The sequence below is a fragment of the Nonomuraea pusilla genome, assembly GCF_900109355.1.
In the GTDB taxonomy this organism is placed as follows: Bacteria; Actinomycetota; Actinomycetes; order Streptosporangiales; family Streptosporangiaceae; genus Nonomuraea; species Nonomuraea pusilla.
This window is the reverse complement of the sequence record NZ_FOBF01000016.1, coordinates 1-25,739: the sequence shown is the minus strand read 5'-3', so window position 1 is coordinate 25,739 and position 25,739 is coordinate 1. Positions and strand designations below refer to the sequence as shown.

The window sequence follows — 25,739 nt, the reverse complement described above, 5'->3', positions numbered from 1 at the left end:
TCCTCATGGCGGAATCGTCGGAGCCGGAAGTCAACGAGACTTCCGAGGACGAGATGAAGCGCAAGTTCCGCGAGGCGCTGGAGCGCAAGCGCAACCAGCACGCCGGCTCGGGCGCGGGTGGCAGGGGCGGCGATCCGTCGAAGATCCACGGGTCGCACGGACCGGCCGCGAGTAAAAGGTCGTTCAGGCGCAAGAGCGGCGGCTGACGCCGCTCACGACTGATGGCGTGAGCGTCCGGAATCCGGCGTTCACAGGGGGTACGGCAGAGCCGTGCCCCCTTTCTCTTTACCGTTATAGGTAGATCTTCGCCTCATTCGTGACGAAACGTTTGCGTTTGTCCGGTTTAGACACTAATCTCAAGACTCGTTACTAGCTGGTGACAGTCCTAGCCCATGAGGGACGGCCGGCTGGCGCCGAATCCCGGGAGTTCCGGGAACCGAGGACCCACTTCTCTGGGGTGAATCCGGCACTCGTGCCGGTAGGGCATCTCCACGCCCGAACCCGTCAGCTAACTCGGTAGGCGAGATGGAGAGGACACCTTACCTATGCGTACCCGCGTCATACCCCCAGACCGCGTCGTGCCGGCCGCCTGGTGATCGGCCCCTTCCCACAGACCTTCAAGCGCTCCGCGTAGCGACCGTTCGGCCTTCTGCCCGGCTACGCCTGCTGAAGCGCGCCTTCCCCGTCCCCGCACAAAGGACCTTACTTCTTCATGTCTCGATTTGGCCTGCGTTCCATCGCCCTGATCGCCGCGTCCGCCGCCGGCGCCCTGACCATCGGCACCGCGGCGCACGCCGACACTCGCGACGACGAGAAGGTGCTGCTCAAGGGCTCGACCACCGCCTCGTACTTCTGGGACGACTCCTCCGGCCGCGCCGGAGACACCGGTCTTCCCGCCAGCGGCAAGCCCATGCAGCAGGGCCTCGTCGCCAGCCCGAGCTGGCCGCTCTTCACCGAGGGCTACGTCATGTACAAGGGCAAGAAGCTGCCCTTCTTCGTCGGCGACCGCGGACCGGGCGTGCCCTCCAGCAACGGCGTCATGCTCGACCTCGACGCCAAGACCTTCGCCCACCTGACCGGCGGGCGCTTCAACTCCAGCACGCTCGGCGTCGACGGCGTCGGCGGCGAGGGCCACATCAAGGTGGACTACGTCATCACCAAGTGGGGCACCGGCGCGGGCAAGAAGAACTACCCCGTCTCCTTCGCGAGCGGCGCCTGGGCCAAGGTCGACCGCAACCCGGCCAAGCCGCCGCAGCAGCTCCTGGCCGAGAAGAAGCCCAGTGTGAAGACCGCCCCGGTCGGCGAGGGACGGGCCGCCGAGGCTCCCGTCCGCCAGACCGGGTACGTCCGCAAGGACGAGCCCGCGAGCGCCCCTGTGGCCAAGTCCGAGCCGGTCGAGCAGGCGCAGTCTGCGGGCGGCAGGGCCGTCGAGGCCGTCGAGGCCGCCGCCAAGCCTGAGGCGGGCGGGTCCGACGGGACCGGCGGCGCCCTCGTGGCCGTCGCTCTGGCCGTGGCCGGCGGCGGTGCGGTGCTGGGCAGCGAGCGCGTCCGCAAGCTCGTCAGGGGCTGATTCCCGAACGGGCCCGAGGCTCTTCGCGGTGGCTTTACGGCACAGGTACCAGAATGACATTCTGGTACCTGTGACGACCCGCGTGGCAGCCAACGGCATCGAGATCGCCTACGAGAGCTTCGGCTCACCGGAAGGGCGGCCGCTGCTCCTGATCATGGGCCTCGGCGCCCAGCTTGTGCACTGGGACGACGAGTTCTGCGAGCTCCTGGCCGGGCACGGGCACCACGTCGTGCGGTTCGACAACCGCGACGCCGGACTGTCCACGCACTTCCACGACGAGGGCGTCCCCGCCATGGGGGCGCCCTCTCCGTATCTGCTGGCCGACATGGCCGCCGACGCCGCCGGGCTCATGGACGCCCTCGGCTGGCCCGCCGCCCACCTGGCCGGCGCGTCGATGGGCGGGATGATCGCGCAGACGCTGGCCATCAGGCACCCGGAGCGGGTGCTCAGCCTCACCTCGATCATGTCCGCGCCGGGCCCCGCCATCGCCCTGCCGACCGAGGCCGCCATGGCCGTGCTGCTCGCCGCGCCGCCCGCCGAGCGCGAGGCGGTGATCGAGCAGTCGCTGCGGACCTGGGCCGTCCTCGGCTCCCCGGGCTTCGAGCGCGACGAGAAGCAGGTCGCGCGGCTGGCCGGGCTCGCGTACGACAGGTGCCACGATCCCGCGGGCACGGCCAGGCAGTACGCCGCCATCGTCGCCTCGGGCGACAGAACCGAGGAACTGGGCGGGGTGCGCGTGCCGGCCCTGGTGCTGCACGGCGAGCAGGACCAGCTCATCCCGGTGGCGGGCGGCCGGGCGACGGCGGAGGCGATCCCGGGCGCCAGGCTGGTGACCTACCCCGGCATGGGGCACGACCTGCCGCGCCCGCTCTGGCCGGAGTTCGCGCGCGAGATCGCCGAGCTGACCTCCGGCTGACTCCGGCCGTTCCGGGTCCGCCCCCGAGGCGGCCCCCTGAAGCCGCCCCCGAGGCCCCCGGAGCCGCTCCCGGGCCGACCTCGCCTCGGCCCGGGGCCCTCGCGTACGGTCAGACCTCCAGCCGCTCCTCGATGCCGCGCAGCTGGTGCCTGGCCATCGCCAGGTTGGCGCGGCCGCGGTCGAGCGCGAGGTAGAGGAACAGGCCCTTGCCTCCGCGCCCGGTCATCGGGCGGATGATGTGGTACTGGCCGCTCAGCGTGATGAGGACGTCCTCGATGGCGTCCTGCAGGCCGAGAGAGTCCATCGTACGGAGCTTGGCCTTGATCACCTCCGTGTTGCCCGCGGCGGCGACCTGCAGGTCGAGGTCCTTCGATCCGCCCAGCGTGCCGAGGGCCATGCCGCTGCCGTAGTCGACGACGGCCGCGCCGAGCGCGCCGTCGATGCTCATCATCTCTTTGAGAGAGATGTCCATGTTGGCCATGATTTCTCCCTTTCTGCAGGGATCGCGGTCGGAACGGTTCAGTGCTTGCGTGCCGCGGCGGCCAGCGCGGCCGCCGTCTTCCTGCCCTCCAGTCGCAGCAGGCCGACGTTCGCGCCGGGCCCGGCGAGGACTGCGAGGACGATGGTGGGGCCCGCGGCGTAGAAGGCCACGAAGCCGGCGTTGCCGGAGACGATCGTCTCCTCGAACGCTCCCCGGTCGGCCAGGGTGAGCATCCGCTTGCTGAAGGCGAGCAGCGCGGCCGACAGGGCGGCGGTCCGCTCGCCGATGTCGTCGGCCCGGTCGCTCGCCAGGCACAGCCCGTCCACGGTGCAGGCGACGCTGCCGGTGACGTCGGGCGTGCGCTCCCTCAGGAGCACCATCTCGCGCAGGACTTCGTCGCGCAGCTCCATCGAGGACCTCCTCCGCGTGCGGAACCGTCTCATGTCAGTTCCTCCAGCGCCTTCTTCAGCCGCAGCAGCAGCGCCAGGTCGGCGGGGTCGCCCGTGACCTGGGGGCCGAGCGGCTGGTGGGCGGCCCTGGGATCGTGCGGCGGGCGCCGATCCTCCGGCCGCCTGGCCCGCTTCGGCAGGGCGGGGGCCTCGGGTGGCGCGAGCAGCCCGGCGGCGGCCAGCCTGCGCACGCCCAGCAGGATCGAGTAGCCCGACCTGCCGATCTGCCTGGCCAGCTCCAGCGGGGTGGAGACCTGGTCGGCGCGTACGAGGATCTCCCACTGGGCCTTGCTGAGCGTCACGCTCTGCCCTGGCGGGCACGGCACCGGGCGCACCGGCGCCGTGTCCAGGTCGGCCGACGGCCAGATCCTGGCGAGCTGCTCGCGCCGCCGCGCGCACTCCCGCACCAGCCCGGCCACGTCGAAGAACCACTGGCCGCCCAGCCAGTGCTGCTCGCCGGGGCGGAACTTGGGCCGCGTCCCGACGCCGGGCAGCAGGAAGAACGCCGCGTCCAGCACCGCGCCGAGCACCGCGTACTGCAGCTCGCCGCGGGTCACGCAGCCCTCCTCCAGCAGCCGGGCGCAGCCGCCGTCCGCGCGGGCCCTGCGAAGGGCGGCCTCCGTCACCAGCCCGCCGGCCGCGAGCAGCCGCTCGGCCCCGGGTGTCTGCGCGCACTCCATGTACGTCACGCGGCCTTCCGACAAGAAGATCGTCCCGTTCCTCCCCACGCGCAGCGCGCCGGTGGCGCGTTCGCGGGCGAGCCCGGCCAGGAGCGTGTCCAGGGACGTCATGGGTCACGTCAGGAGCTGGTTGGAGATCGCCTGGAGGCGATGGCGGGCCAGGGCGAGGTTCGACCGTTCCATGTCGAGCCGCACGTACAGCGCGAGCGGCCCCTCGAAGGCCGTGTCGAGCAGCCGGAGCAGGTGGTGGCCCTTGTCGGTGGTGATGAGCATCTCGTCCACCCGGACGTAGTCGCCGGGGGAGGAGCGGGACAGGCCGTCGGACGTGGCGCGCAGGGCCTCGGTCAGGGCCTCGGCCGAGCGGTCGGCGTCCACGCCCGAGGCGGTGCTGAAGGCCACGGCCATGCCGCTCGTGTGGTCGATGAGCATGGCGTCGAGTGCCCCTGGGATGGACATGACCTCGGCCAGGCATGTGTCGAGTCCGAGCACCGGGACCTCCCTCGCCGTCTTGGGACGGAGACAGCGTAGGGGGACCGAAGAGGGCCGATCTTTCGCAAGTTACGGATTTATACGGCTAGGGCGGAGAAAAGCATCACCGTATTGGAGAAGGTTCTAATTCATGAAAACTTCTCGCGACAGCGCAGGATCTCGTGCACGTTCCGCTCGGCCCAGCCGGCCACCACCGACAGCGGGCCGTGCAGGGAACGGCCGAGGTCGGTGAGGGTGTACTCCACCCGCGGCGGCACCTCGGCGAACACCTCGCGGGTCAGCAGCCCGTCCTGCTCCATCGACCGCAAGGTCTGGGTCAGCACCTTCGGCGTCACACCGCCGATGCGCCCGCGCAGCTCGGTGAACCGCATCGGCCCCCCGTCGAGACTCAGCAGCACGAGCACCGACCATTTATCCCCGATACGGTCGAGGACCACCCGGGTGGGGCATTCCGGGTCGAAGACATCGCCAGTATCCACAAGGTACTTATAGCACGATGAAGTAACCAGTATCCGATGGATACTGTGCAGGTATGAGAATCCTGCTCTTCGGCGCGACCGGCATGATCGGTCAGCGCATCGCCGCCGAACTCACCGCCCGCGGCCACGAGGTGACCGGCCTCAGCCGCTCGGGCCCCGTCAAGGGCGACATCCGCGACACCGCCACGCTCGCCCCCGGCCACGACGCCGTCGTCTCCGCCATCGCCCCGCCCCGCGACGGCACCGAGCCCGAGGCCCCCTTCCTGGCGGCCAACCGCGCGCTCATCGAGGGGGCGCGCGCCGCAGGGGTACGCCGCCTCGTCGTCGTCGGCGGCGCGGGGAGCCTCCAGGTCGCCCCCGGCGTGGACCTCGTCGACACGCCCGGGTTCCCGGAGATCTACAAGAAGGAGTCGCTGGCGGCGCGCTCGGCCCTGCGCCTGTTCCGCGAGGTGGACGACCTCGACTGGACCTACGTCTCGCCCGCCGCCGAGATCGCGCCCGGGGAGCGTACCGGCCGCTACCGCCTCGGCGGCGACGAACTGCTGACCGACGCGGAGGGCCGCAGCTTCGTCTCCGCCGAGGACTACGCGGTGGCCGTCGCCGACGAGCTGGAGAAGGGCGCCCACCCGCGCCGCCGCGTCACCGTGGCCTACTGACCCGCCCGCGCCGCGCCGCCGAGATCGCCGGGGGCGTCGAGGCGGTCGAGGCGGTCGTGGGCGCCGAGGTCGTCAGGGTCGTCATGGTCGTCGGGGTCGTCGGGGAGGAGGGCCCGCTCGTCCGGCTTGTGGACGAGGATGTTGTCCACGTACGACTTCACGGCCGTGGCCAGGCCGACGTCGCCGCCCGCCGACTCCGACAGGTACCAGCGGTGGTCGAGGATCTCGTGGAAGAGCTGCGCGGGGTCGAGCTTGCCGCGCAGCCCGGCCGGGATCGCCTCCACCGTCGGCTGGAACACCTCGGCCAGCCAGCGGTGCGCCACGATGGCCTCGTCCTCGTGGCGCAGGCCCTTGGCCACCCGGAAGCCGTCGAGGTCGTTGAGCAGCCGCCGCGCCTGGTTCTCCTCCACGTCCAGGCCGGTCAGCCTGAGCAGGCGCCGCTGGTGGTGCCCCGCGTCCACGACCTTCGGCCGCACGATCAGCCGCCCGGTGCCGACCTTGCGGCGCACCATCATCTCGGCCACGTCGAAGCCGAGCAGGTTGAGCCGGCGGATGCGCTGCTCCACGCGGTGCCAGTCCACCTCCTCGATGATCTCGCTCTGCGTGATCTCGTCCCAGAGGCGGTGGTAGCGGTTGACGATGTCCTCGGCGGTCTCCATCGGGTCGACGGACGGGTGGAGCAGCCCGCCGGCCTCCAGGTCGAGCATCTCACCGAAGATGTTGGTGTGGGCGACCTCGATGTCGGCCAGCCGCTGCCCCTCGCTGATCATGGGGTGCATCTCGCCGGTCTCGGCGTCCACCAGGTAGGCGGCGAACGCGCCCGCGTCCCTGCGGAAGAGCGTGTTCGACAGCGAGCAGTCGCCCCAGTAGAAGCCGATCAGGTGGAGCCGCACCAGCAGCACGGCCAGCGCGTCGAGCAGGCGGGTCAGCGTGTCGGGGCGCAGCGTGCCCGACATGACCGCCCGGTACGGCAGCGAGAACTGCAGATGCCGGGTGATCAGGGCCGCGTCGAGTCCTTCGGCCCGGCCGGTGACGTACGCGACGGGCTCGACGGAGGGCGCGTCCAGCCTGGCCAGGTCCCACAGGAGCTGGTACTCCCGCTTGGCGTACCGCTCGCTGATCTCCTTGATCGCGTACACCTTGCCCGAGAGCCTGGCGAAACGCACGACGTGCCGCGAGATGCCGCGCGGGAGGTCGACGAGGTGATGGCGGGGCCAGTCCTCCAGCGGGACCTCCCAGGGGAGGCGGATGAGGTCGGGATCGCCTAACGCGCCGGTCATCTGCAGGGGCATTTCGTCAGGATAAGGTGCGTTGGTGGACGAGTTTCTCAAGTGGTACTTCTCCCAGCGTCCCGTCCTCGCGAGCCAGCTCGGAGCGGACGGCCACGACCACACACTCGGCGACTTCTCCGCAGCCGGGCTCACCGCCCGCGAGCGGGAGGAGGAGTGCTGGCTCGACCGGCTGTCCAGGACCGAGACCCCCACCCTCGACGACGCCATCGACAGGGACCTCGTGCTGTCCCACCTCAGAGGGTCGATCGCCATGCAGTCGTGGCCCGAGTGGCGCCGCGACCCCTCCGCCTACCTCGGCCCCGTCTTCGCCTCGATGTTCAACCCCTTCCAGCAGCGGCTGAAGCCCGAGCCCGAGCTGGTCGCGGCCGCGATCTCCCGGCTGGCCGAGGTGCCCGCCGTGCTCGCCGCCTGCCGCGCCAACCTCGACCCCGACCTCGCCGCGCCCCTGCTCGTCCAGCGGGGGCTCGGCCAGGCCCGCACCGGACGCAACTTCCTCACCAGGACCGTGCCGTCCATGGTCGAGGACCCCGACCTGCGCGCCCGGCTGGCCGCCGCCGCCGAACCGGCCGCCGCCGCGTTCGACGACCTCGTCACCTTCCTGGAGGGCTTCACCTGCGGCGGCACCTGGCGCATGGGCGAGAAGCTCTACTCGACGCTCCTGCGCGAGCGCGAGCTGCTCGGCTACGGCGCCGCCGAACTGCACGAGAAGGGCAGAGCCGCCTGGGCCGAGCTCGACGCCAGGATGCGCGAGGTCGCCCTCCGCGTCAACGGCACGCAGGACTGGCGGGCCGCCATGGAGACGCTCATGGACGACCACCCGCCCACCCTGGAGGACATGCGGGCCGAGTACGAGGCCGAGACGCTGCGCGCCCGCGACTTCGTGCGCGAGCGGGAACTCGTCACCTTCCCCGAGGGGGAGGAGTGCCAGGTGCTGCCGTCCGCCGAGTACGCCAGGCCGATCCTGGCGGTCGCCCACTACCTGGCGCCGCCGCCGCTCAGCAGCTCGCGCACCGGCGTCTTCTTCGTGCCGTACACGCCCGACGGTTTCACCCCTGAGCAGGTGCGGCAGCGGCTGCGGACGAACTGCAGGGCGCAGATGCCGTCGATCGCGGTGCACGAGGCGTACCCCGGCCACCACTGGCACCTGTCGTACCTCGCGGCCGGCTCGCGCACCGCGCGCAAGGTCTTCCGCACGCCGTACTTCACCGAGGGCTGGGCGCTGTACGTCGAGAAGATGCTGCACGAGCAGGGCTACTTCGACACCCCGGCCACCGAGCTGGCCCACCTGGACTGCCGGATCTTCCGGGCCGCCCGCATCGTCGTGGACACCGCGCTGCACTGCGAGGACATGTCGATCGAGCAGGCCGAGGAGTTCATGGCGACCAGGGCGTCGCTGTCGCCGGGCACCGCGCAGGGCGAGGTCAACCGGTACTGCGCCTGGCCGACCCAGGCGCCCTCGTACCTGACGGGCGCCATCGAGATCGAGCGGATCAAGGAGTCGTTCACCGGGACGCCGCGCGAGTTCCACGACCGGATCGCCGGCTCCGGGGGCCTGCCGCTCGGCCTGGCCGAGCAGGCGGCGCTCGCCTGACGGTCAGCGCCTGCCCTGAGCACCCGCTCGTGCCTTTGAGCGCCCGCTCGCCTGACGGTCAGCGGGTGCTCGGGGTCAGGGCGTGCCGGCCTGGGCGTCGAGGGCGCCGGCCCGGCGGCCGGGCGTGCGGCGCGGGAAGCTCGGCGGGTTGAGCGAGCGCTCGACCACGGCGGCCAGCTGCTCGTCCGTCAAGACGGTCGGCCGTCCGGCCCCGAGCGACCGCACGTACACCTCGCACAGCCACTCCAGCAGCCGGGTCGCCTCGAACGCCTGCTCCAGCGTCGCGCCGATGGTCACCCCGCCGTGGTTGGCCATCAGCGCGGCCTGCCTGCCGCGCAGCGCCTCCTCGACGTGCGCGGCCAGCTCGGGCGTGCCGTACGTGGCGTACGGCGCCACCCGCACCGTGCCGCCGAGCAGCAGCGCGTTGTAGTGCACCGGCGGCAGCTCCGTCATGGTCGAGGCCACCACGGTGGCGAACACCGAGTGCGTGTGCACGACGGCACGCGCGGCCGTGGTGCGGTAGACGGCGAGGTGCATCGGCGTCTCCGAGGACGGCTGCAGGTCGCCCTGCACCAGGTGGCCGTCGAGGTCCACGACGGGGCACGAGTCGGGGGTCAGCCGGTCCAGCGCCACACCCGACGGCGTGACCGCCACGAGGTCGCCGTCGCGGACGCTGAGGTTGCCCGACGTGCCGATGACCAGGCCGAGTTCGGCGGCCCTGCGGCCGTACTCGCACAGCTGCTCGCGGGGAGTCATGCGCGGCAATGTAGTCGGTCGTCCGAAATCCATCTACGGCCGACACCCGGCGGACCGGCCCGCGGTCAGCGCAGGAGGCGGTCGAGGGCCTTGAGCAGGAGGCGTTCGAGGTCGACCCGGGTCAGCCGGTCGGGGTAGAGGAGCAGGTGCAGGCTGAGGCCGTCGACCAGGGCGAGCAGGTGCTCGGCGAGGTCGTCGAGGCTGTCGTCGCAGGTGCCGAGCTCGCCCGCCGCCCGCGCCTGCCCGAGCAGGTGGCACACCGCGGCCCGCAGGTCGGCGGCCTCGGCCCGCTGCACCTCGGCCAGGCGCTCGGAGGCGAGGCTGCGGCTCCAGAAGCTGACCTCCAGGCGGGTCTCCTGCGTGCGCTCGGCGTCGAGCGGCAGGTTGTCGAGCAGCAGCTCGCGCAGCGCCGCCAGCCCGGAGACGCCCTCCACCTTCCCGGTCAGCCGCGCCCTGATGCGCTCGTGCGACTCGCGCAGCGCCGACAGCAGGATCTCGTCCTTGTCGGCGAAGTAGTGGGCGAGGACGCCGTTGGAGTAGCCGGCCTCCTTGGCGATGGCGCGCGTGGTGGCGGCGTCGATGCCGTCCCTGACGATCACCCGGCGCGCCGCCGACATGACCTCGCGCCTGCGCTCCTCGTGGTCGACGATCTTCGGCATCGGGCCCCCTCTCGTGCTGCTCTCCCCAGCATATTGACTTTTTATTCGGACGTCTGTCTATTTAGACGCATGACCGTGGCCACCGTCGGCGTCCACATCGTCGACATCCTCGCCAGGCCCGTGGAGCACATCCCCGAGGGCCAGGACACCGTACTGGTCGACCAGATCCGCATGACGGCCGCGGGCTCCGCCGCCGGCACCGCGGTCGACCTGGTCAAACTGGGCAACGACGTCGTCACCATGGGGGCGATCGGCGACGACGAGCTGGGCGGCTTCCTCCTGACCGTGCTGGGCAGGCACGGCGTGGACGCCTCCCGCCTCGTCCGCAGGGCGGGGGAGCAGACGGCCGCCTCGATCCTGCCCATCAGGCCCGACGGCGGACGTCCCAGCTTCCACGTCCCCGGGGCGAACCTCGGCGTCACGCTCGCCGACCTCGACGCCGCCGCGCTGCGCGGCGCCAGGGCCGTCCACCTCGGCGGCATGGACGTCACCTTCGGCCTCGGCGACCCGGCGTTCTTCGCCCTCCTGGACGAGCTCCGCGCGTCCGGGACGATCGTCACCATGGACCTGCTGTCCGAGCTGCCCGACCTGCTGGGCATGGCCAGGGCGTTCCTGCCGCACGTCGACTACGTTCTGCCGAACGAGACCCAGGCCGCGCTCATGGCGCCCGCCACGGAGGAGCCCCGGCCCGCCGGTGACGCGACCGTCGCCGCCGCCGAGCGGGCGGCGCGGGCGCTCCTCGCCGAGGGCCCGCGCGGGGTGATCGTCACGCTCGGCGCCGAGGGCAGCCTCGTCGTCACGGCCGACGGCGCCCGGCACGTCCCGGCGATCAAGACCGAGGTGGTGGACACGACCGGCTGCGGCGACGCGTACTGCGCCGGGTTCCTCACCGGGCTGCTCCACGGCCACGACGTCATGACCGCCGCGACCTGGGGCACGGCCGCCGCCGCCCGCGTCGCCACCGGCCTCGGCTCCGACGCCGGCATCACCGGCCTCGACTCCACCCTCGCCCTGCTCGACTGACCTGAGGACATCCAGATGACAGACGCCGACCTGCGCCTGCGGGCCGCCAAGGTGGTGCCCGGCGGCATGTACGGGCACCTCAACGCCGCCATCTTCGCCCCCGGCTACCCCCAGTTCTTCCAGCGCGCCGAGGGCTGCCGACAGTGGGACGCGGACGGACGCGAGTACATCGACTTCATGTGCAGCTGGGGCCCCGTCGTGCTCGGGCACCGGCACCCCAGGGTGGAGGAGGCGGCGGCCCGCCAGCTCGCCCTCGGCGACTGCCTCAACGGCCCCGCCCCGGTGATGGTGGAGCTGGCCGAGCTGCTGGTGGACACCGTGCCGAGCGCCGACTGGGCGATGTTCTCCAAGAACGGCACCGACGCCACCACCCAGGCGCTCATGGTCGCGAGGGCCGCCACCGGGCGCACCAAGGTGCTGATGGCGCACGGGGCGTACCACGGGGCCGACCCGTGGTGCACGCCGTCGCCGGCGGGCACGACGCCGAACGAGCGGGCCGACCTGGTCGAGTTCACGTACAACTCGCTGGAGTCGCTGGAGGCGGCGGCGGCCACGGTCGAGGGGGACGTCGCGGCGATCATCGTCACGCCGTTCAAGCACGACTCGTTCGAGGACCAGGAACTGGTCGAGCCGGCGTTCGCGCGGGGCGCGAGGGCCCTGGCCGACCGCATCGGCGCCGCCCTGGTGATCGACGACGTCCGCGCCGGGTTCCGCGTCGACCTGCGGGGCTCCTGGGAGCCGTACGGCGTGCGCCCTGACCTGACGGCCTGGTCGAAGGCCATGGCCAACGGGTACGCCATCGCGGCCGTCACCGGAACCGACGCGCTGCGCGGCGCTGCGCAGACGCTCTACTCGACCGGCTCGTTCTGGTTCTCGGCCGTGGCCATGGCGGCGGCGAAGGCGACCATCGAGACGCTGCGCGACACCGACGGCATCGCCGCCATGGAGCGGGCGGGCACCCGGCTGCGCGAGGGCCTGTACGAGCAGGCGAAGGCGCACGGCTTCACCGTCAACCAGACCGGCCCCGTCACCATCCCGTGGCTCAGCTTCGACGGCGACGCCGACCTGTCGGTCGCGCTGCACTGGAGCGACGCCTGCCTGCGGCACGGCGTGTACCTGCACCCGTGGCACAACTGGTTCATGTCGGCCGCCCACACCGAGGAGGACGTGGCGCGGGCCCTCGAAGGCACCGACCGGGCGTTCGCGGAGACCCGCGCCCACTTCGGCTGACCGGCGGCGTCGCGTTCAGTGAGTGCTCCGCTCTCCTCCCGCCGCCGCCTTCGGGGCGGGCCGCGCCGCCCCGGCCCACCCCTGCGTCCGCCACGGAAATCACGGCAAGGTCACGTCTGGATCGCGCCCCCTTGACGGCTGTCGGGGGCCGTCCGTACGTTCGGGCAAACGTTTAGGAAACTTTCCTAATTGACGCTTCCCTGGAGCCCCCCATGACCCATCCGGGCGAGATCACACGGCGTCAGCTGCTGCGCCGCATCGGCATCACCGCGTTCGCCGCCGGGCCCGGCGCGGCCCTGCTGAGCGCCTGCGCCACCAGCGGCGCGGGCAGCGAGCCCTCGGCGGCGCCGTCCACGTCGGTGGCGGCCTCCTCGGACCCCGCGAACCCGTTCGGGGTCGATCCGAAGAAGCCGCTCGAAGTGGTCATCTTCGGCGGCGGCTACGGCGACGCGTACGCCAAGGACGTCCACGAGCCGCTCTACACGAAGGCGTTCCCCGGGGTCACGATCAAGCACACCGCCACCCAGCAGATCGGCACCCAGCTCCGCCCCCGCTTCGTCAGCGGCGACGTGCCCGACGTCGTCAACAACTCGGGCCCCGAGGCCATGGACCTCGCCGCGCTGGCCGCCGAGGGTCACCTCGCCGACCTCTCCGCGCTGTTCGACGCGCCCTCGGCCGACGACCCGTCGAGGAAGGTGCGCGACACCGTGACGCCCGCCGTCCTGGACAACGCCAAGATCAACGGCAAGGACCTGGTGCTCAACTACACGGTGTCGCACCGGGCGCTGTGGTACAACGCCAAGCTGTTCGAGTCCAAGGGGTGGTCGCTGCCGAAGACCTGGGCGGAGTTCACCGCGCTCGGCGAGACGGCCAAGAAGGAGGGCATCCTGCTCTTCGCCTACCCGGGTCAGAAGGGGCCGTACTACCAGCTCTGGAACGTCCTGTACACGGCGGCGAAGATCGGCGGGAACCAGGTCCTCATCGACATCGACAACCTGGTGGACGGCGCCTGGAACGCCGACGCCATGAAGAAATCGGTGACCGCCTGGGTCGAGATTCAGGCGAAATATGGCGACAAAGCGTACTTTGGGCTCGACCACACCCAGACCCAGGTGAAACAGCTCCAGAACAAGCTGCTCTTCTACCCCGTCGGGTCCTGGATCGAGAACGAGATGGCCAAGGACAAACCCCTCGACTTCGAGTACGCCATCGCCCCCATCCCCGACGTCACCTCCTCCGACGCGATGCCGTACGGCGCCGTCCAGGTGGGCGTCGGCGAGAACTTCGTCGTCGCCGCCAAGGGCAGGAATCCGCAGGGCGGCCTCGAATACCTGCGCCTCATGCTCTCCAAGGAAGGCGCCAAGGGCTTCACCCAGAAGACCCAGAACCTCACCGTCGTCAACGGCGCCGCCGAAGGACTCGACCTGCCCCCCGGCCTGATGAGCGCCGCGAGGGCCCAGGACGCCGCCGGGCAGAACATCATCACCGACGCCCGCTTCGAAGGCTGGTACAAGGAGCTCTTCGACCACGGCACCGAGCAGATCAACGTCGTCATGGCCGGGCGCGTCACCCCCGAGGAGTTCTGCGCCAGGATGCAGAAGAAGGCCGACGAGATCAAGAAGGACTCGTCCGTGGCCAAGCAGACCCGGAGCCAGTAGCCGATGGAGCGGTTGCGCAGGTACGGGTTCGTGATCGGGTTCCTCGCGGTCCCCGTCACCCTGTACGCGGTCTTCGTGATCAGCCCCTACGTGCAGGCGTTCCAGCTCTCCCTGACCGACTGGAACGGCTACCGCTCGAAGCTCACCTACGTCGGCCTGGACAACTTCGCCAAGCTGGTCCACGACGAGGTCTTCTGGCGGGCCCTGCGCAACCACGGCGTCCTCCTGCTCGTGCTGCCGGTGGCCACCATCGTCATCGCGCTCTTCCTGTCGTACCTGCTGAACCTCGGCGGGGGCACGCGCGGCGACGGCATGCGGGGCGTGTGGGGGTCGCGCTTCTACCGGGTGGTGTTCTTCTTCCCGCAGGTCCTGGCCGTGGCCGTGGTCGGCGTGCTGTTCAAGGCGGTCTACCGGCCCGACGAGAGCGGCGTCGTCAACGGCCTGCTCGCGCGGTTCGGCGCCGAGCCCGTGGGCTGGCTCACCGAGCCCGGCCTCGCGCTGTGGTCCGTGATCGCGGTGATGGTGTGGCAGGCCGTCGGCTTCTACGTCGTGCTGTTCTCCGCCGGCATGGCCGCCATCCCCAAGGACTACTTCGAGGCCGCCGCCCTCGACGGCGCCGGGCGGGCGCGGCTGTTCTTCTCCATCACGCTGCCGCTGCTGCGCGACACCGTCCAGGTCGGCTGGGTGTACCTGGGCATCGCCGCCTTCGACGGCTTCGCCCTGATCCAGGTGCTGGCGGGCGACAAGGGCGAGCCCGACGGCGCCACCACCGTCCTGCCCATCCAGATCTGGAAGACCGCCTTCACCTACAACAAGTACGGCTACGCCTCCGCGATGGGCGTGGCGCTGTTCTTCCTGACCGTGACGTTCGCCGTGCTCACCCTGCGGACGACCAGGCGCGAGAGGATCGAGCTGTGACCGCCCGACGCGACCGCCTTCCCGCTCGGGGCCGGGCGCGCGCCGGCGTGCTCGGCGGCCTGTCCCACCTCGCGCTCGCCGTCTGGACGGCGCTCGTCGTCCTGCCGCTGCTGTGGACCTTCCTCGCGTCGTTCAAGAACAACACCGAGATCTTCGGCGACGCCCTGCAACTCCCCGGCGAGCTGCGGCTCGACTCCTGGGGACGGGCCTGGTCGAAGGCCCACATCGGGCAGTACATGCTGAACACGGTGATCGTGGTGTCCCTCAGCACCGCCGGCACCATGCTGTTCGGGTCGATGGCGGCGTACGTGCTGGCCCGCTACCGGTTCGTCGGCAACCGGGTCGTCTACTACTTCTTCGTGGCAGGCATGGCCTTCCCCGTGTTCCTCGCGCTCGGGCCGCTGTTCTTCGTGGTCAACCAGCTCGGGCTGCTGAACACGCACCTCGGCCTGGTGCTGGTCTACATCGCGTACTCGCTGCCGTTCACGATCTTCTTCCTGGCGGCGTTCTTCCGCACCCTGCCGGACGCCGTCGCCGAGGCAGCCATGATCGACGGCGCCTCCCACACCAGGACCTTCTTCCAGATCATGGTCCCGATGGCCAGGCCGGGCCTGGTCAGCATCACCGTCTTCAACGTGCTCGGCCAGTGGAACCAGTACCTGCTGCCGCTCGTCCTCCTCGCCAGGGACCAGGACAAGTGGGTGCTCACGCAGGGCATCGCGAACATCTCCACCCTCGCCGGGTACGAGGCCGACTGGCCCGGCCTGTTCGCCGCGCTCAGCATGACGATCCTGCCCGTCCTCGTCGTGTACGTGATCTTCCAGCGGCAGATCCAGTCCGGTCTCGGGTCGGGGGCGCTGAAGTAATAGCGTGGGACCCGGACATGCCCGACCTGAGCACGCGAGCACCGGAGGACCCATGGACATCGACAGGCGGATGCAGGACCTGCCGGCCTGGCGGCGCGAGGGCGACGAGATCAGGCGCACCGTCAACGCGCCCGACTTCCCGGCCGCCATCCGCATCGTCGACGACATCGCCGTCAAGGCGGAGGAGCTCAACCACCACCCCGACATCGACATCCGGTGGCGCACCCTCCACCTGACCCTGACCACCCACGACAAGGGCGGCCTGACCGACCTCGACTTCACCCTGGCCGCCCTCATCGACGACATCGCCGCCAAGCACGGAGCCTGACCCGGCGAAGTGAGTTGGCCGAACACGAAGCGTGTTCGGTCGATCACTGACTAGAGTGGTGCCCCACTCTGACCCGCGTGCCGTAAGCGGGTCATGTTTGGGGGTTCACATGCGCCTGCCCGCGCTCCTGCTCGTCCTGCTGGCCGCCGGCTGCTCGGGTTCGCCCGACGTGGTCCAGCACGTCCCCGCCGCCGCGGGCGGCCCCGACGGCCCCGCCGGGGCGGTCACCCTGAGCGGCAGTGGCGAGTTCGCCGCCGGCAACACCGCCGCCATCGCCTACGACCGCCGCCTGGCCCCCAGCGGGGCCCAGGCCAGCCTCAAGGCCGAGTCCACCGGGGGCACCACGCGCACGTCGCTCGTCGTCGAGGGTTTCGTCCCCAACCGGCGTTACGGCGCCCACCTGCACACCGGCGCCTGCGCCACCGACCCCGAGGCGTCCGGCCCGCACTACCAGCACCACCCCGGCCAGGTCACGCCGTCCAGCGAGGTGTGGCTCGACTTCAAGACCGACGCCTCGGGGGCGGGCCGGGCCACCGCCAGGCACGAGTGGGCCCTCGACCCGGCCGCCCTGCCCAAGTCGCTGGTGATCCACGCGCAGCCGACGAAGAAGAAGGGCGAGCAGGCGGGCACCGCGGGCCCCCGCATCGCCTGCCTCACACTGAGCTGACCCACCGCGCCCGGGTCGGGCGACGAAGGAAGGCCGGGCCTCACCGCCCGGCCTTTCCCCATGGAGGCGGGGAGGGCGTCGGGGTCGCCCCTCTCCGCCTTCGGTTTCTCGGTGGAGGCGGAGGGGACGGTTGGGGCATAATTACACAATTACATAGGGCTGGAGGTCCATGTGACGAGCCGGTGGCAGCCGCCGCGTCTTCGACTGTTCGACCCGGCCCCGCGCCGCGCCACCTGGCTGGAACTACTTTACGATCTCGTCTTCGTCGTCGCGGTCGCCGAGGTGGCCGACGTGCTCGCCGGCTCGGACCCCGGACGGGTGCCGACCTTCGTGGGGCTGTTCGTCCCGATCTGGTGGGCCTGGGCGGGGTACGTCTTCTACGCCAACAGGTTCGACTCCGACGACGTCAGCCACCGCCTGCTGGCCCTGCCGCAGATCCTGGCCGTCGCCGCCATGGCGGCGAGCGTGAGCGACATCGCCGGGCGCTCCGCCCTGTTCGCCGTCTCGTACGTGGCCGCCCGGCTGGTGCTCGTCGCGGCGTACGTGCGCGCCGGCCGGCACGTGCCCGACGCCAGGCCGCTGACCACCCGGTACGCCGCCGGTTTCACGCTGGCGGCGGCCGTCTGGCTGGCGTCGCTCGCGGTCGAGCCGCCCGCCCGCTACGCCGTCTGGGCGGCGGCGATGGTGATCGACCTGGCCACGCCGCTCCTGGCCCGTACGCAGCAGGGCAGGCTGCCGCCGCAGAGCGAGCACCTGCCGGAGCGGTTCGGGCTGTTCGTGGTGATCGTGCTGGGCGAGGTGGTGGCGGCGGTCGTCACCGGGCTGAAGGGCCACGAGGTCACGCCGGGCGTGCTGCTGGTCGCGCTCGCCGGGGTGGCGGTGGCGATGGCGTTCTGGTGGCTGTACTTCGGCCACGTGGACGAGTCCGTCGTGCTGCGCACCCGGTTGGCCGGGCAGGTGTGGGTGTACTCGCATCTGCCGCTCTCGCTGGGCCTGGTCGCGTTCGGCATCGGCATCGAGCAGGCGATCGAGCACCCGTCCGGCGCGAGCTGGGCGGTGGGGGTGCCGGCGGCGCTGGTTTTCGCGGTGCTGGGCGTGCAGCACCTGTGCTCGGGCGACCGCCGGGCCGCCGCCGTCAGGCTGGGCGCCGCCGCGCTCACGCTCGCCACGGCGGCGCTGCCGGTGCCGGCGGCGCTCGCCCTCATCCTCCTGTACGGCGCCGCGCAGGTCCTGGGCGACCTGCGCCGCCCGATCACCGAAGGGGTCGCATGACCGTCCACGACCTGTTCGAGCGTCAGCTCGACGCCATCGCCGCCGCCGACCTGGAGGCGCTGCTCGCGCAGTACCACGACGAGGCGGAGGTCGTCAGGTTCGACCGGGTGGCGCGCGGCCCGGCCGAGATCAGGGAGCTGTTCGCCGCCTACCTGGCCGCCGGGCCGCGGGTGGAGGAGGTGACGTCGCTCGCCACCACGGACGACGTCGTCCTCTACCGGGCCGCCATGACGGTCGGCGGCGGCCGGGTCACGGCGTTCGGCACCCTGGTGGTCAGGGACGGCCGGATCTGGCGGCAGACGGCCGTCGCCCTTCCTGCGCCGTAGCCCTGCCACCGCGGGTGCTCAGCCGATGGCGGACGCCATCGGCTGCCACGGCGCCGAGTCGAAGATCAGCGTGATGCTCGTGATCCTCCCGCCGGTCAGGCGGAAGTGCTCGGCCGTGCGCTGGGTGCCCGGGCCGCGGCGGCGGCGACGTCGCCGCGGAAGCGGGCCTCGTGGTACGCCCGTACGGCGTCGCGGGCGCTCATCGCGTCTCCCTGGCGGCGTTCAGGTGCTCTGACAGCCGCTGCTGGTTGGCGGCCAGCCGCAGGCACAGGTGGCGCAGTCCGCCCAGCTCGTCCGGGGTGAAGCCGTGGAAGACGGCCGCCATGGCCCGCTCGGTGGGCGTGCGGAACGCCTCGATCCAGGCGCGGCCCTCGGGCGTGACGCGGACGAGGACGGAGCGCCGGTCCTGCGGGTCGGGGCCACGGCGGGCGAGCCCCTCGCGTTCGAGGGTGTCCACCAGGCCGGTCACGTTGCGGGAGCTGACGCCCGCCGCGGCGGCGAGGTCGCCGATGCTGAGCCCGTCGTCGCCGGCGAGGCTGAGCCGCATGAGGAGGTCCATGGCGCCGCTGCTGAGGCCGCGGCCCTCGCTGCCGTGGGCGCGCATGCGTTCGAGCGCCTGGGCGGCGGTGCGCACGGCGGCGGCGGCCTCCAGGGCGAGGGTGTCACCGCCGCCGGCGAACGCCGTCATGGCGGATCGGCTGCCGGGATCGAAGAGGAGCCCGTCGGGGTCATGGTCAAATTTATGTACGTCCTTCATAATGAAGGAGTTCTATATCAACGGGAGGGGCGATGGCAAGGACGGCAGGAACGCGGACGGGCCCGCACCCGAAGGTGCGGGCCCGTCGAGGCGGGGCGTGCGGGCCGTCCCAGGTCAGGCGTGCTCGGCCGGGATCATGCCGAGGCGTCCCGCCTGGTAGTCCTCGAAGGCCTGGACGAGCTCGGCCCTGGTGTTCATGACGAACGGGCCGTAGTGCGCCACCGGCTCTCCGATGGGCTCACCGCCGAGGACGATCACGTCGAGGGTGTCCCTGGCCGTGATCGTGATGGTCTCGCCCGCGGTGGTGAGACCCGGCCGGTTGCCGAAGCCGTCGAACACGGCGAGCTGGCCGCTCTGGAACGGCCGCCCGTCGGAGCCGACGGAGCCGCGCCCGGACAGCGCGTAGACCAGCGCGTTGAAGTCCTTGCGCCACGGCAGGGCGAGCCGGGCGCCGGGGCTGAGCGTGGCGTGCAGCAGCGTGATCGGCGTCTGGGTGCTGCCGGGGCCGACGTGGCCCGCGACGTCGCCGGCGATGAGCCTGACCAGCGCGCCGCCGTCGTCGCTGCTCAGCAGCACCACGCTGGACCTGCCGATGTCCTGGTACTTCGGCGCGATCATCTTCTTGGCGCCGGGCAGGTTCACCCAGAGCTGGATGCCGTGGAACAGCCCGCCCTTCTGCACGAGCCACTCGGGCGGCGCCTCCTTGTGGAGGATGCCGCCGCCGGCGGTCATCCACTGGGTGTCACCGTTCGTGATGCTGCCGCCGCCGCCGTTGGAGTCGAGGTGGTCCATCACGCCGTCGATCATGTACGTGACGGTCTCGAAGCCGCGGTGCGGGTGCCACGGCGTGCCCTTCGGCTCGCCGGCGGCGTAGTCGACCTCGCCCATCTGGTCCATCATGACGAACGGGTCGAGGTACTCGGGCTTGATCGCCGCGAGGGCGCGGCGCACGGGGAAGCCCTCGCCCTCGAACCCGCTGGGCGCGGTCTCGATGGCGAGCACCTTGCGCTCGGGCGTCGCCGCGTCGGGCTTGGGCAGGCGGGGGAGGGTCAAGAGGTTGTCCACGGTTACGGCGGGCATGTCGCGCTCCTTTCGGCGTCGTGCACCGGACAACCAAGTTTATGTTTCAACTATTCCGGGACGGCGCCGCCGGGTGTCCCGCCCGGGGGCTCCTCAGCCGAAGACGGCGGGAGGCGGCACGGGCGAGAGCACCGCGTCGCCGTCCCTGATGGGCGCGGCCCCGGCCAGGAACCTGGTGAGGTCGTCGCCGTGGACGCACCTGGCCTGGGTGAGCCCGCCCGCCGCGCGGCGCGTGAGCAGGTCCACGGGCAGCTCCTCGCGGGACGCGGCGAGGATCAGGTTGCCGAAGCGGCGCCCCCGCATGATTCCCGGCTCGGCGAGCAATGCCACGTGACGGAACGCGCCGCGCACCGTCGCCGTCACCCGCCTGGCGAACGCCAGCCCCTTGCCGTCGGCGATGTTGACCAGCAGGGTGCCGCCGGGCCTGAGCACCCGGGCCACGTCGCCCATGTACTGCTCGGTGGCCAGCTCGACCGGCATGGTGGCGCCGCTGAAGGCGTCGAGCACGAACAGGTCGGCGCAGTCGTCCCACAGGCCGGCGGTGCCCTCGCGGCCGCCCTTGACGATGACCTTCAGCTTGGGCACCGAGCGCAGGTCGAGCTGCTCGCGCACGAGGTTGACGAGCAGGCCGTCGGGCTCGACGACGAGGTGCCTGGAGCCGGGACGGGTCGCGCTGACGTACCGGGGGATCGTGCAGGCGCCGCCGCCGACGTGGACGCAGGACAGCGGGCCGTCCGGGAGCAGGTCGATGACGTCGGCCATCAGGCGGACATAGTCGAATTCCAGATAGGTGGGGTCTTGTAGATCGACGTACGACTGCGGTACGTCATCCTTGGACAGCATCCAGCCGTCCTGCCTGTCCAGATCCCGGAGCAGCTCGACCTCGCCGAACGTCACCGGGTAACGGCCGGGCATCGGTTCCCGGTGTGCACGTGCCACGTCATCCCCTCCTGGGAGAACCGTATGCGACGACGAAGGCTGATTGTGCTCGCTGTAGCGCTCGTCGCGGTACTCGGGGCGGGTGCCTTCGCCTTCGTCGCGTCCAACCGGGTGAAGGGCGGCCCGTCCGAGATCGCCGACGCGTACTTCGCGGCCTGGCGCAGAGGCGACCTCGGCGCCATGGCGCTCCTGGTGTACCGGCCGCCCGGCGACTTCGCCGCCCGCCACCGGTCGTTCACCGAGGACCTGCACGTCGAGTCCCTCACGCTGACGCCCGGCAGGCCGCGCGGCACCGGCGAGGAGGCGGCCGAGGTGCCGTTCTCGGGCGTGCGGCAACTGCACGAGCTGGGGGCCTGGCCGTTCGAGGGCACGCTGCGGCTGGCCGTGCGCGACCGGGCCTGGCGGGTGCTCTGGTCACCCGAGACCCTGCACCCGCTGCTCAAGGACGGCGGCACGCTGGCCCTGACCGAGATCCCCGCCCCGCCCGCCAGGCCGGTCACCAGCGAGGGCGACGACATTCCGCGGCGCAGCTACGCCGACAGCTACCTCAGGCAGCTCGAACCGGAGTCGCAGCAGGCCGGGCACGGGTGGGAGCTGGTCGCCGGCGCGCCGGGGCAGCCGCCCAGGCGGCTCCTGGCCCGCAGCCCCGAGGCGCCCGTCCAGCGGACCACGCTGTCGCGGGCGGCGCAGGCCGCCGCCGCGCGGGCGCTGGACGGCGTGGACGACTCCGCCCTCGTCGTGCTGCGGCCCAGCACCGGGGAGATCCTGGCCCTGGCCGACCGGCTGAAGGACAACTACAGCGCCGTGCGCGACGTCTTCCCGCCGGGCTCCACGTTCAAGACGATCACCGCGGCGGCGCTGCTCGGCAAGGGCCTCGGCCCGGCGGAGCAGGTCGGCTGCCCGGCCCGCTACACCATCCCGCTCCACCGGTCCTTCGCCAACGACGGGCTGGTGGAGCGCGGCCAGGTCAGCTTCGCCGACGCGTACGCCTACTCGTGCAACACGACCTTCGTCCAGCAGGCGACCACGCGGCTGACCGGCCGCGACCTTCGGGCCACCGCGGACGAGTGGGGCTTCTCGCACCCGATCGCGACCGGCGTGGGCGGCACCTGCGGCTCGATGGACGACACGGACGACCCGGACGCGCTCGGCGAGAACGCGATCGGCCAGGGGACGGTCGTCGTCACCCCGCTCTGCATGGCGGCGGTGGCGGCGGCCGTGCAGAGCGGGACCTGGCGCTCGCCGCGCCTGCTGGAGGAGGCGGAGGTCCGCAGGCTGGACGGGGAGCCGGGCCGTCCCGTCCGGCTCGACGAGGGCGTGGTGGCGGCGCTCAGGGACATGATGCGGGACGTGGTGGACCACGGCACGGCGAGCGGCGCGGGCCTGCCGGGGGACGTGTCGGGCAAGACGGGCACGGCGGAGAACGACGGCGGACGCTCGCACGCCTGGTTCATCGGCTTCCGCGGCGACCTGGCGTTCTGCGTGTTCGTCAAGCACGGGGGCTCGGGGCGGTCGGCGGCGGTGCCCGTGGCCGTGCGCTTCCTCAACGGGCTCTGACCCGCGTCGGGGGCCCCGCGGGACGGCCGGGCGGCTCCTGGGGCGGCGCTAACCTACGGTACCGTAGGTTGCATGACGACCATCTCCGTCAAGCCCTTGCTGCGTGGCTGGTTGCACATCGGAGCGCTGCCCGTCGCGCTGGTCGCGGGGTTCGTGCTCGTGGCGCTCGGCCCCACCGTCCAGGCCCGCCTGGCCTCCTCCGTCTACGCCATCACCTCGGCCCTGCTGTTCGGCGTCTCCGCCACCTACCACCGCGGCAGGCTCGGCCCCCGCCTGGCCGAGGCGCTGCGCCGCTTCGACCACGCGAACATCTACCTGATCATCGCGGGCACGTACACGCCGTTCGCGCTGCTCGCCCTCGACGGCGTGGCCCGCGTCGCGGTGTTCTCCGTCATCTGGGGCGGCGCCCTGGCGGGGGTGCTGTTCCGCGTCCTGTGGATGAGCGCGCCGCGCTGGCTCTACACCGTCCTGTACCTGGCGCTGGGCTGGACGGCCGTCTTCGTGATGCCGCAGCTCCTGCGGGGCGCGGGGGTGGCCGCGGTCGTGCTGGTCGCGGTCGGGGGCGTCCTCTACTCGGCCGGGGCCGTCGTGTACGGCCTGCGCAGGCCCGACCCGTCGCCCCGGTGGTTCGGTTTCCACGAGGTGTTCCACGCGTTCACGATCGCCGCGTACCTGGTGCAGTACATCGCGGTGTCGATCGTGGTGTACTCCCACGGCTGAGGGGGGGTCGCCTCGGCGGGCATCACCGACATTTGACCGGGTGCTGGCGTAATCTCCGGGCGATAGCGGAGAACACCCCCAGTATGCGAGATATTGCGCAATCCTGGTCACTGCTCCTCGTCCGCGGCATCGCCGCCATCATCCTCGGCGTCCTGGCGATCGTCTGGCCCGGCATCACGCTGCTCGTGCTCGTGATCATCTTCGGGTTGTACGCCATCATCGGCGGCATCTCGTCGCTCGTCGCGGGGCTCCGGCACCGATCCGACTCGCGGGTCTGGCTGATCCTGTCGGGCGTCCTCGGCATCATCGCCGGCATCATCGCGTTCGTCTGGCCGGGCCTCACGTCGCTCGCCCTGCTGTACGTGGTGGCGTTCTGGGCCATCTTCAGCGGCGTCTCCGAGATCGTCGCCGGTATCCAGCTCCGCAAGCGCATCCAGAACGAGTGGATGCTGATCGTCGGCGGAATCCTGTCGCTGATCTTCGGTCTGCTGCTGCTCTTCTTCCCCGGCGCGGGCCTGCTGAGCCTCGTCTGGCTGCTCGGCATCTTCGCGATCCTGTACGGCATCGCGATGATCATTCTTTCGTTCACCCTGAAGAAGTTCACAAAGCGGGCAGGTATGCCGTAAATTTTTCTGGTATACCGGCGTTCCAGCAGGGAACGTACGGCCTGTCTAGCTCAGTGTGGAGAGACATGGACGTACACAAGCGCCTCGCCCGCCACCTCCTCGTCGACGGCTACCGGCTGATCCTCGATCTCGAACGAAGCCAGGGCTCCTGGATCGTCGACGCCAGGACCGGCCGCAGGTACCTGGACTTCTACACCTTCTTCGCCTCCGCGCCGCTGGGCGTGAACCCGCCGTTCGACCCGGAGTTCGTCGAGCTCCTCGGCCGGGTGGCGCGCAACAAGCCCGCCAATCCCGACATCTACACCGAGCACCTGGCCGACTTCGTCGAGACGTTCGTCCGCGTGCTGGGCGACCCGGCACTGCCGCGCCTGTTCTTCGTCGAGGGCGGCGCCCTGGCCGTCGAGAACGCGCTCAAGACCGCCTTCGACTGGAAGAGCCGCCGCAACGAGGCGGCGGGGCGCCCCTCCACGCTGGGCACCAAGGTCATGCACCTGACCAGGGCCTTCCACGGCCGCAGCGGCTACACGCTGAGCCTCACCAACACCGAGCCGATCAAGACCGAGCGCTTCCCCGTCTTCGACTGGCCGCGCATCGACGTGCCCGCCATCCACCTCGGCGACGTCGAGGCGGCCGAGGAGCGCGCGCTCGCGCAGGCCAGGGCCGCCTTCGAACGGCACCCTCACGACATCGCCTGCTTCATCGCCGAGCCCATCCAGGGCGAGGGCGGCGACAACCACATGCGCTCCGAGTTCCTGCAGGCCATGCAGCGCCTGTGCCACGAGCACGACGCCCTGTTCATCCTCGACGAGGTGCAGACCGGCGGCGGCACCACCGGCACGCCGTGGGCGTACCAGCAGCTCGGCCTGGAGCCCGACGTCGTGGCCTTCGCCAAGAAGGTGCAGGTGGGCGGCATCATGGCCGGTCGCAGGGTGGACGAGGTGCCCGGCAACGTCTTCGAGACGAGCGGCAGGATCAACTCGACGTGGGGCGGCGGCCTGGTGGACATGGTCCGCAGCCGCGGCATGCTGGAGATCGTCGAGCGCGACGGGCTGATCCCGCGCGCGGGCACCCTGGGCGCCGTGATCCTGGAACGCCTCACCAAGCTGGAGGCCGAGCGTCCCGAGACCGTGGCGAACGTCCGCGGCAGGGGCCTGATGTGCGCTTTCGACCTGCCCGACACCGCCGCCAGGGACTCCCTGGTCACCCGCCTGCGGGAGGACCACGGCGTGCTCGTGCTGCCGTGTGGCCCGCGCTCGGTGCGGCTGCGTCCCGCGCTGAACATCTCGGAGGCGGACGTGGACCACGGCCTCACCGCGCTGGGCGAGGCGCTGGCCGCCTGACCCCGGCCCGGGGCCCCCGTCACCGGGGCCCCGGCCCGGAGGGCCGTGCGGGCGCGGCTAGTGGCCCGTCACCGAATCTCGGACGGGTAATTGATCTCCGGCGGTGAACCCGTCAGGCTGGCTGCCTCTTCGACATTGGGAGGTGGTCGTGGCTCGCCGACCGGAAGTGTTCGTCCGGCCATTAACGATGGAGGAAGGCCGCAAGCTGCAGCGGATCACACGGAGCGCGAAGGATCCGGTCAAGCTGCGGCGGGCGATCGTGGTGATGATGTCCGGCCAGGGCCAAAGCGTCCCGGACATCACCTCGTTGATGCAGGTCAGCGACGACTACGTGCGCGATGTCATCCACGCCTTCAACGAGAAGGGGTTCGACGCTCTGGACCCAAAATGGAACGGGGGCCGTCCACCGACGAT

The 25,739-nt window shown here is 71.3% G+C and carries 30 protein-coding genes and 1 riboswitch; of the genes, 19 read left to right on the top strand and 11 right to left on the bottom strand.

Features of this window, described 5'->3' with window-relative positions; genetic code table 11:
* The first annotated feature begins 5 nt into the window (after positions 1 to 5).
* The 3 genes from BMX74_RS28630 to BMX74_RS28620 all read left to right on the top strand — a co-directional run bounded on the left by BMX74_RS28630 (position 6) and on the right by BMX74_RS28620 (position 2,486).
* A complete protein-coding gene (locus BMX74_RS28630) occupies positions 6 to 206 on the top strand; it encodes a DUF5302 domain-containing protein (RefSeq protein ID WP_055509773.1) in 201 nt (66 codons plus the stop codon).
* A gap of 195 nt (positions 207 to 401) precedes the next feature.
* Positions 402 to 538, top strand: a riboswitch (cyclic di-AMP (ydaO/yuaA leader).
* A gap of 174 nt (positions 539 to 712) precedes the next feature.
* Positions 713 to 1,570: a hypothetical protein gene (locus BMX74_RS45885; protein ID WP_256257311.1), complete on the top strand. Its 858-nt coding sequence runs from the start codon at positions 713 to 715 to the stop codon at positions 1,568 to 1,570.
* Between the two features lie 70 nt (positions 1,571 to 1,640).
* Positions 1,641 to 2,486, top strand: coding sequence for an alpha/beta fold hydrolase (locus tag BMX74_RS28620; RefSeq protein WP_218154095.1), 846 nt, complete (start codon positions 1,641 to 1,643; stop codon positions 2,484 to 2,486).
* Positions 2,487 to 2,595: 109 nt separating this feature from the next.
* On the opposite strand, the gene BMX74_RS28615 is transcribed toward BMX74_RS28620, so the two are convergent.
* The 5 genes from BMX74_RS28615 to BMX74_RS28595 form a co-directional block, all read right to left on the bottom strand.
* Complete coding sequence (locus BMX74_RS28615; protein WP_091103826.1) at positions 2,596 to 2,967, bottom strand: hypothetical protein; 372 nt, start codon at positions 2,965 to 2,967, stop codon at positions 2,596 to 2,598.
* A gap of 38 nt (positions 2,968 to 3,005) precedes the next feature.
* Complete coding sequence (locus BMX74_RS28610) at positions 3,006 to 3,377, bottom strand: roadblock/LC7 domain-containing protein (RefSeq protein WP_055509780.1); 372 nt, start codon at positions 3,375 to 3,377, stop codon at positions 3,006 to 3,008.
* A 29-nt stretch (positions 3,378 to 3,406) separates the two neighbouring features.
* Positions 3,407 to 4,207 carry a hypothetical protein gene (locus BMX74_RS28605; protein ID WP_055509782.1) on the bottom strand — a complete coding sequence of 267 codons (801 nt, stop codon included), beginning with the start codon at positions 4,205 to 4,207 and terminating at the stop codon, positions 3,407 to 3,409.
* A gap of 3 nt (positions 4,208 to 4,210) precedes the next feature.
* Positions 4,211 to 4,585, bottom strand: coding sequence for a hypothetical protein (locus tag BMX74_RS28600; RefSeq protein ID WP_055509785.1), 375 nt, complete (start codon positions 4,583 to 4,585; stop codon positions 4,211 to 4,213).
* Between the two features lie 128 nt (positions 4,586 to 4,713).
* Positions 4,714 to 5,064 carry a winged helix-turn-helix transcriptional regulator gene (locus BMX74_RS28595; protein WP_082535659.1) on the bottom strand — a complete coding sequence of 117 codons (351 nt, stop codon included), beginning with the start codon at positions 5,062 to 5,064 and terminating at the stop codon, positions 4,714 to 4,716.
* A gap of 53 nt (positions 5,065 to 5,117) precedes the next feature.
* Between BMX74_RS28595 and BMX74_RS28590 the strand changes: the two genes are divergently transcribed.
* Positions 5,118 to 5,720 (top strand): NAD(P)-dependent oxidoreductase, encoded by a 603-nt coding sequence (locus BMX74_RS28590; RefSeq protein WP_055509788.1) that lies wholly within the window; start codon positions 5,118 to 5,120, stop codon positions 5,718 to 5,720.
* Here BMX74_RS28590 and BMX74_RS28585 read toward each other — a convergent pair.
* Positions 5,714 to 7,012: a DUF4032 domain-containing protein gene (locus tag BMX74_RS28585; protein WP_236715155.1), complete on the bottom strand. Its 1,299-nt coding sequence runs from the start codon at positions 7,010 to 7,012 to the stop codon at positions 5,714 to 5,716. The genes BMX74_RS28590 and BMX74_RS28585 overlap by 7 nt on opposite strands.
* A gap of 22 nt (positions 7,013 to 7,034) precedes the next feature.
* On the opposite strand from BMX74_RS28585, the gene BMX74_RS28580 reads away from it, so the two are divergent.
* Positions 7,035 to 8,603, top strand: a complete 1,569-nt coding sequence (locus BMX74_RS28580; protein ID WP_091103824.1) for a DUF885 domain-containing protein — start codon at positions 7,035 to 7,037, stop codon at positions 8,601 to 8,603.
* A 75-nt stretch (positions 8,604 to 8,678) separates the two neighbouring features.
* On the opposite strand, the gene BMX74_RS28575 is transcribed toward BMX74_RS28580, so the two are convergent.
* Together BMX74_RS28575 and BMX74_RS28570 are read right to left on the bottom strand one after the other, a co-directional pair.
* Complete coding sequence (locus tag BMX74_RS28575; RefSeq protein WP_091103822.1) at positions 8,679 to 9,359, bottom strand: class II aldolase/adducin family protein; 681 nt, start codon at positions 9,357 to 9,359, stop codon at positions 8,679 to 8,681.
* 65 nt (positions 9,360 to 9,424) lie between these two features.
* Complete coding sequence (locus BMX74_RS28570) at positions 9,425 to 10,018, bottom strand: TetR/AcrR family transcriptional regulator (protein WP_091103821.1); 594 nt, start codon at positions 10,016 to 10,018, stop codon at positions 9,425 to 9,427.
* A gap of 69 nt (positions 10,019 to 10,087) precedes the next feature.
* On the opposite strand from BMX74_RS28570, the gene BMX74_RS28565 reads away from it, so the two are divergent.
* The 9 genes from BMX74_RS28565 to BMX74_RS28525 all read left to right on the top strand — a co-directional run bounded on the left by BMX74_RS28565 (position 10,088) and on the right by BMX74_RS28525 (position 18,306).
* Entirely contained in the window at positions 10,088 to 11,041 is a 954-nt protein-coding gene (locus BMX74_RS28565; protein WP_091103819.1) for a carbohydrate kinase family protein, read from the top strand.
* Positions 11,042 to 11,056: 15 nt separating this feature from the next.
* Positions 11,057 to 12,271, top strand: coding sequence for an aminotransferase class III-fold pyridoxal phosphate-dependent enzyme (locus tag BMX74_RS28560; protein WP_055509796.1), 1,215 nt, complete (start codon positions 11,057 to 11,059; stop codon positions 12,269 to 12,271).
* A 212-nt stretch (positions 12,272 to 12,483) separates the two neighbouring features.
* The gene (ngcE, locus tag BMX74_RS28555) at positions 12,484 to 13,929 is read left to right on the top strand and encodes an N-acetylglucosamine/diacetylchitobiose ABC transporter substrate-binding protein (RefSeq protein WP_091103818.1); all 1,446 of its coding nucleotides are present in this window, start codon (positions 12,484 to 12,486) and stop codon (positions 13,927 to 13,929) included.
* A gap of 3 nt (positions 13,930 to 13,932) precedes the next feature.
* The gene (locus BMX74_RS28550; protein ID WP_055509800.1) at positions 13,933 to 14,847 is read left to right on the top strand and encodes a carbohydrate ABC transporter permease; all 915 of its coding nucleotides are present in this window, start codon (positions 13,933 to 13,935) and stop codon (positions 14,845 to 14,847) included.
* Positions 14,844 to 15,713: a carbohydrate ABC transporter permease gene (locus BMX74_RS28545; protein WP_055509802.1), complete on the top strand. Its 870-nt coding sequence runs from the start codon at positions 14,844 to 14,846 to the stop codon at positions 15,711 to 15,713. The genes BMX74_RS28550 and BMX74_RS28545 overlap by 4 nt, the downstream gene beginning before the upstream one ends.
* Before the next feature lie 52 nt (positions 15,714 to 15,765).
* A complete protein-coding gene (locus BMX74_RS28540) occupies positions 15,766 to 16,041 on the top strand; it encodes a 4a-hydroxytetrahydrobiopterin dehydratase (RefSeq protein WP_055509805.1) in 276 nt (91 codons plus the stop codon).
* Between the two features lie 109 nt (positions 16,042 to 16,150).
* Complete coding sequence (locus BMX74_RS28535; protein WP_055509807.1) at positions 16,151 to 16,708, top strand: superoxide dismutase family protein; 558 nt, start codon at positions 16,151 to 16,153, stop codon at positions 16,706 to 16,708.
* Positions 16,709 to 16,879: 171 nt separating this feature from the next.
* Positions 16,880 to 17,980 (top strand): low temperature requirement protein A, encoded by a 1,101-nt coding sequence (locus BMX74_RS28530; protein ID WP_177227562.1) that lies wholly within the window; start codon positions 16,880 to 16,882, stop codon positions 17,978 to 17,980.
* Positions 17,977 to 18,306, top strand: a complete 330-nt coding sequence (locus BMX74_RS28525; RefSeq protein ID WP_091103815.1) for a nuclear transport factor 2 family protein — start codon at positions 17,977 to 17,979, stop codon at positions 18,304 to 18,306. The genes BMX74_RS28530 and BMX74_RS28525 overlap by 4 nt, the downstream gene beginning before the upstream one ends.
* 199 nt (positions 18,307 to 18,505) lie before the next feature.
* On the opposite strand, the gene BMX74_RS28520 is transcribed toward BMX74_RS28525, so the two are convergent.
* The 3 genes from BMX74_RS28520 to BMX74_RS28510 all read right to left on the bottom strand — a co-directional run bounded on the left by BMX74_RS28520 (position 18,506) and on the right by BMX74_RS28510 (position 21,082).
* On the bottom strand, positions 18,506 to 18,994 hold the full coding sequence (locus BMX74_RS28520) for a MarR family winged helix-turn-helix transcriptional regulator (RefSeq protein ID WP_218154094.1): 489 nt from the start codon (positions 18,992 to 18,994) through the stop codon (positions 18,506 to 18,508).
* Between the two features lie 183 nt (positions 18,995 to 19,177).
* Entirely contained in the window at positions 19,178 to 20,143 is a 966-nt protein-coding gene (locus BMX74_RS28515; RefSeq protein ID WP_091103811.1) for a pirin family protein, read from the bottom strand.
* Positions 20,144 to 20,236: 93 nt separating this feature from the next.
* A complete protein-coding gene (locus BMX74_RS28510) occupies positions 20,237 to 21,082 on the bottom strand; it encodes a spermidine synthase (RefSeq protein ID WP_337959863.1) in 846 nt (281 codons plus the stop codon).
* A 45-nt stretch (positions 21,083 to 21,127) separates the two neighbouring features.
* Between BMX74_RS28510 and BMX74_RS28505 the strand changes: the two genes are divergently transcribed.
* The 5 genes from BMX74_RS28505 to BMX74_RS28485 all read left to right on the top strand — a co-directional run.
* Positions 21,128 to 22,639: a penicillin-binding transpeptidase domain-containing protein gene (locus tag BMX74_RS28505; protein WP_091103809.1), complete on the top strand. Its 1,512-nt coding sequence runs from the start codon at positions 21,128 to 21,130 to the stop codon at positions 22,637 to 22,639.
* A gap of 72 nt (positions 22,640 to 22,711) precedes the next feature.
* A complete protein-coding gene (gene trhA / locus BMX74_RS28500; protein ID WP_091103808.1) occupies positions 22,712 to 23,359 on the top strand; it encodes a PAQR family membrane homeostasis protein TrhA in 648 nt (215 codons plus the stop codon).
* Between the two features lie 83 nt (positions 23,360 to 23,442).
* Positions 23,443 to 23,985: an HdeD family acid-resistance protein gene (locus BMX74_RS28495; protein WP_055509823.1), complete on the top strand. Its 543-nt coding sequence runs from the start codon at positions 23,443 to 23,445 to the stop codon at positions 23,983 to 23,985.
* A 65-nt stretch (positions 23,986 to 24,050) separates the two neighbouring features.
* On the top strand, positions 24,051 to 25,325 hold the full coding sequence (lat, locus tag BMX74_RS28490) for an L-lysine 6-transaminase (RefSeq protein ID WP_055509825.1): 1,275 nt from the start codon (positions 24,051 to 24,053) through the stop codon (positions 25,323 to 25,325).
* A gap of 148 nt (positions 25,326 to 25,473) precedes the next feature.
* On the top strand, positions 25,474 to 25,739 hold a 266-nt coding region (locus BMX74_RS28485; protein WP_143078794.1), incomplete at its 3' end, for a helix-turn-helix domain-containing protein.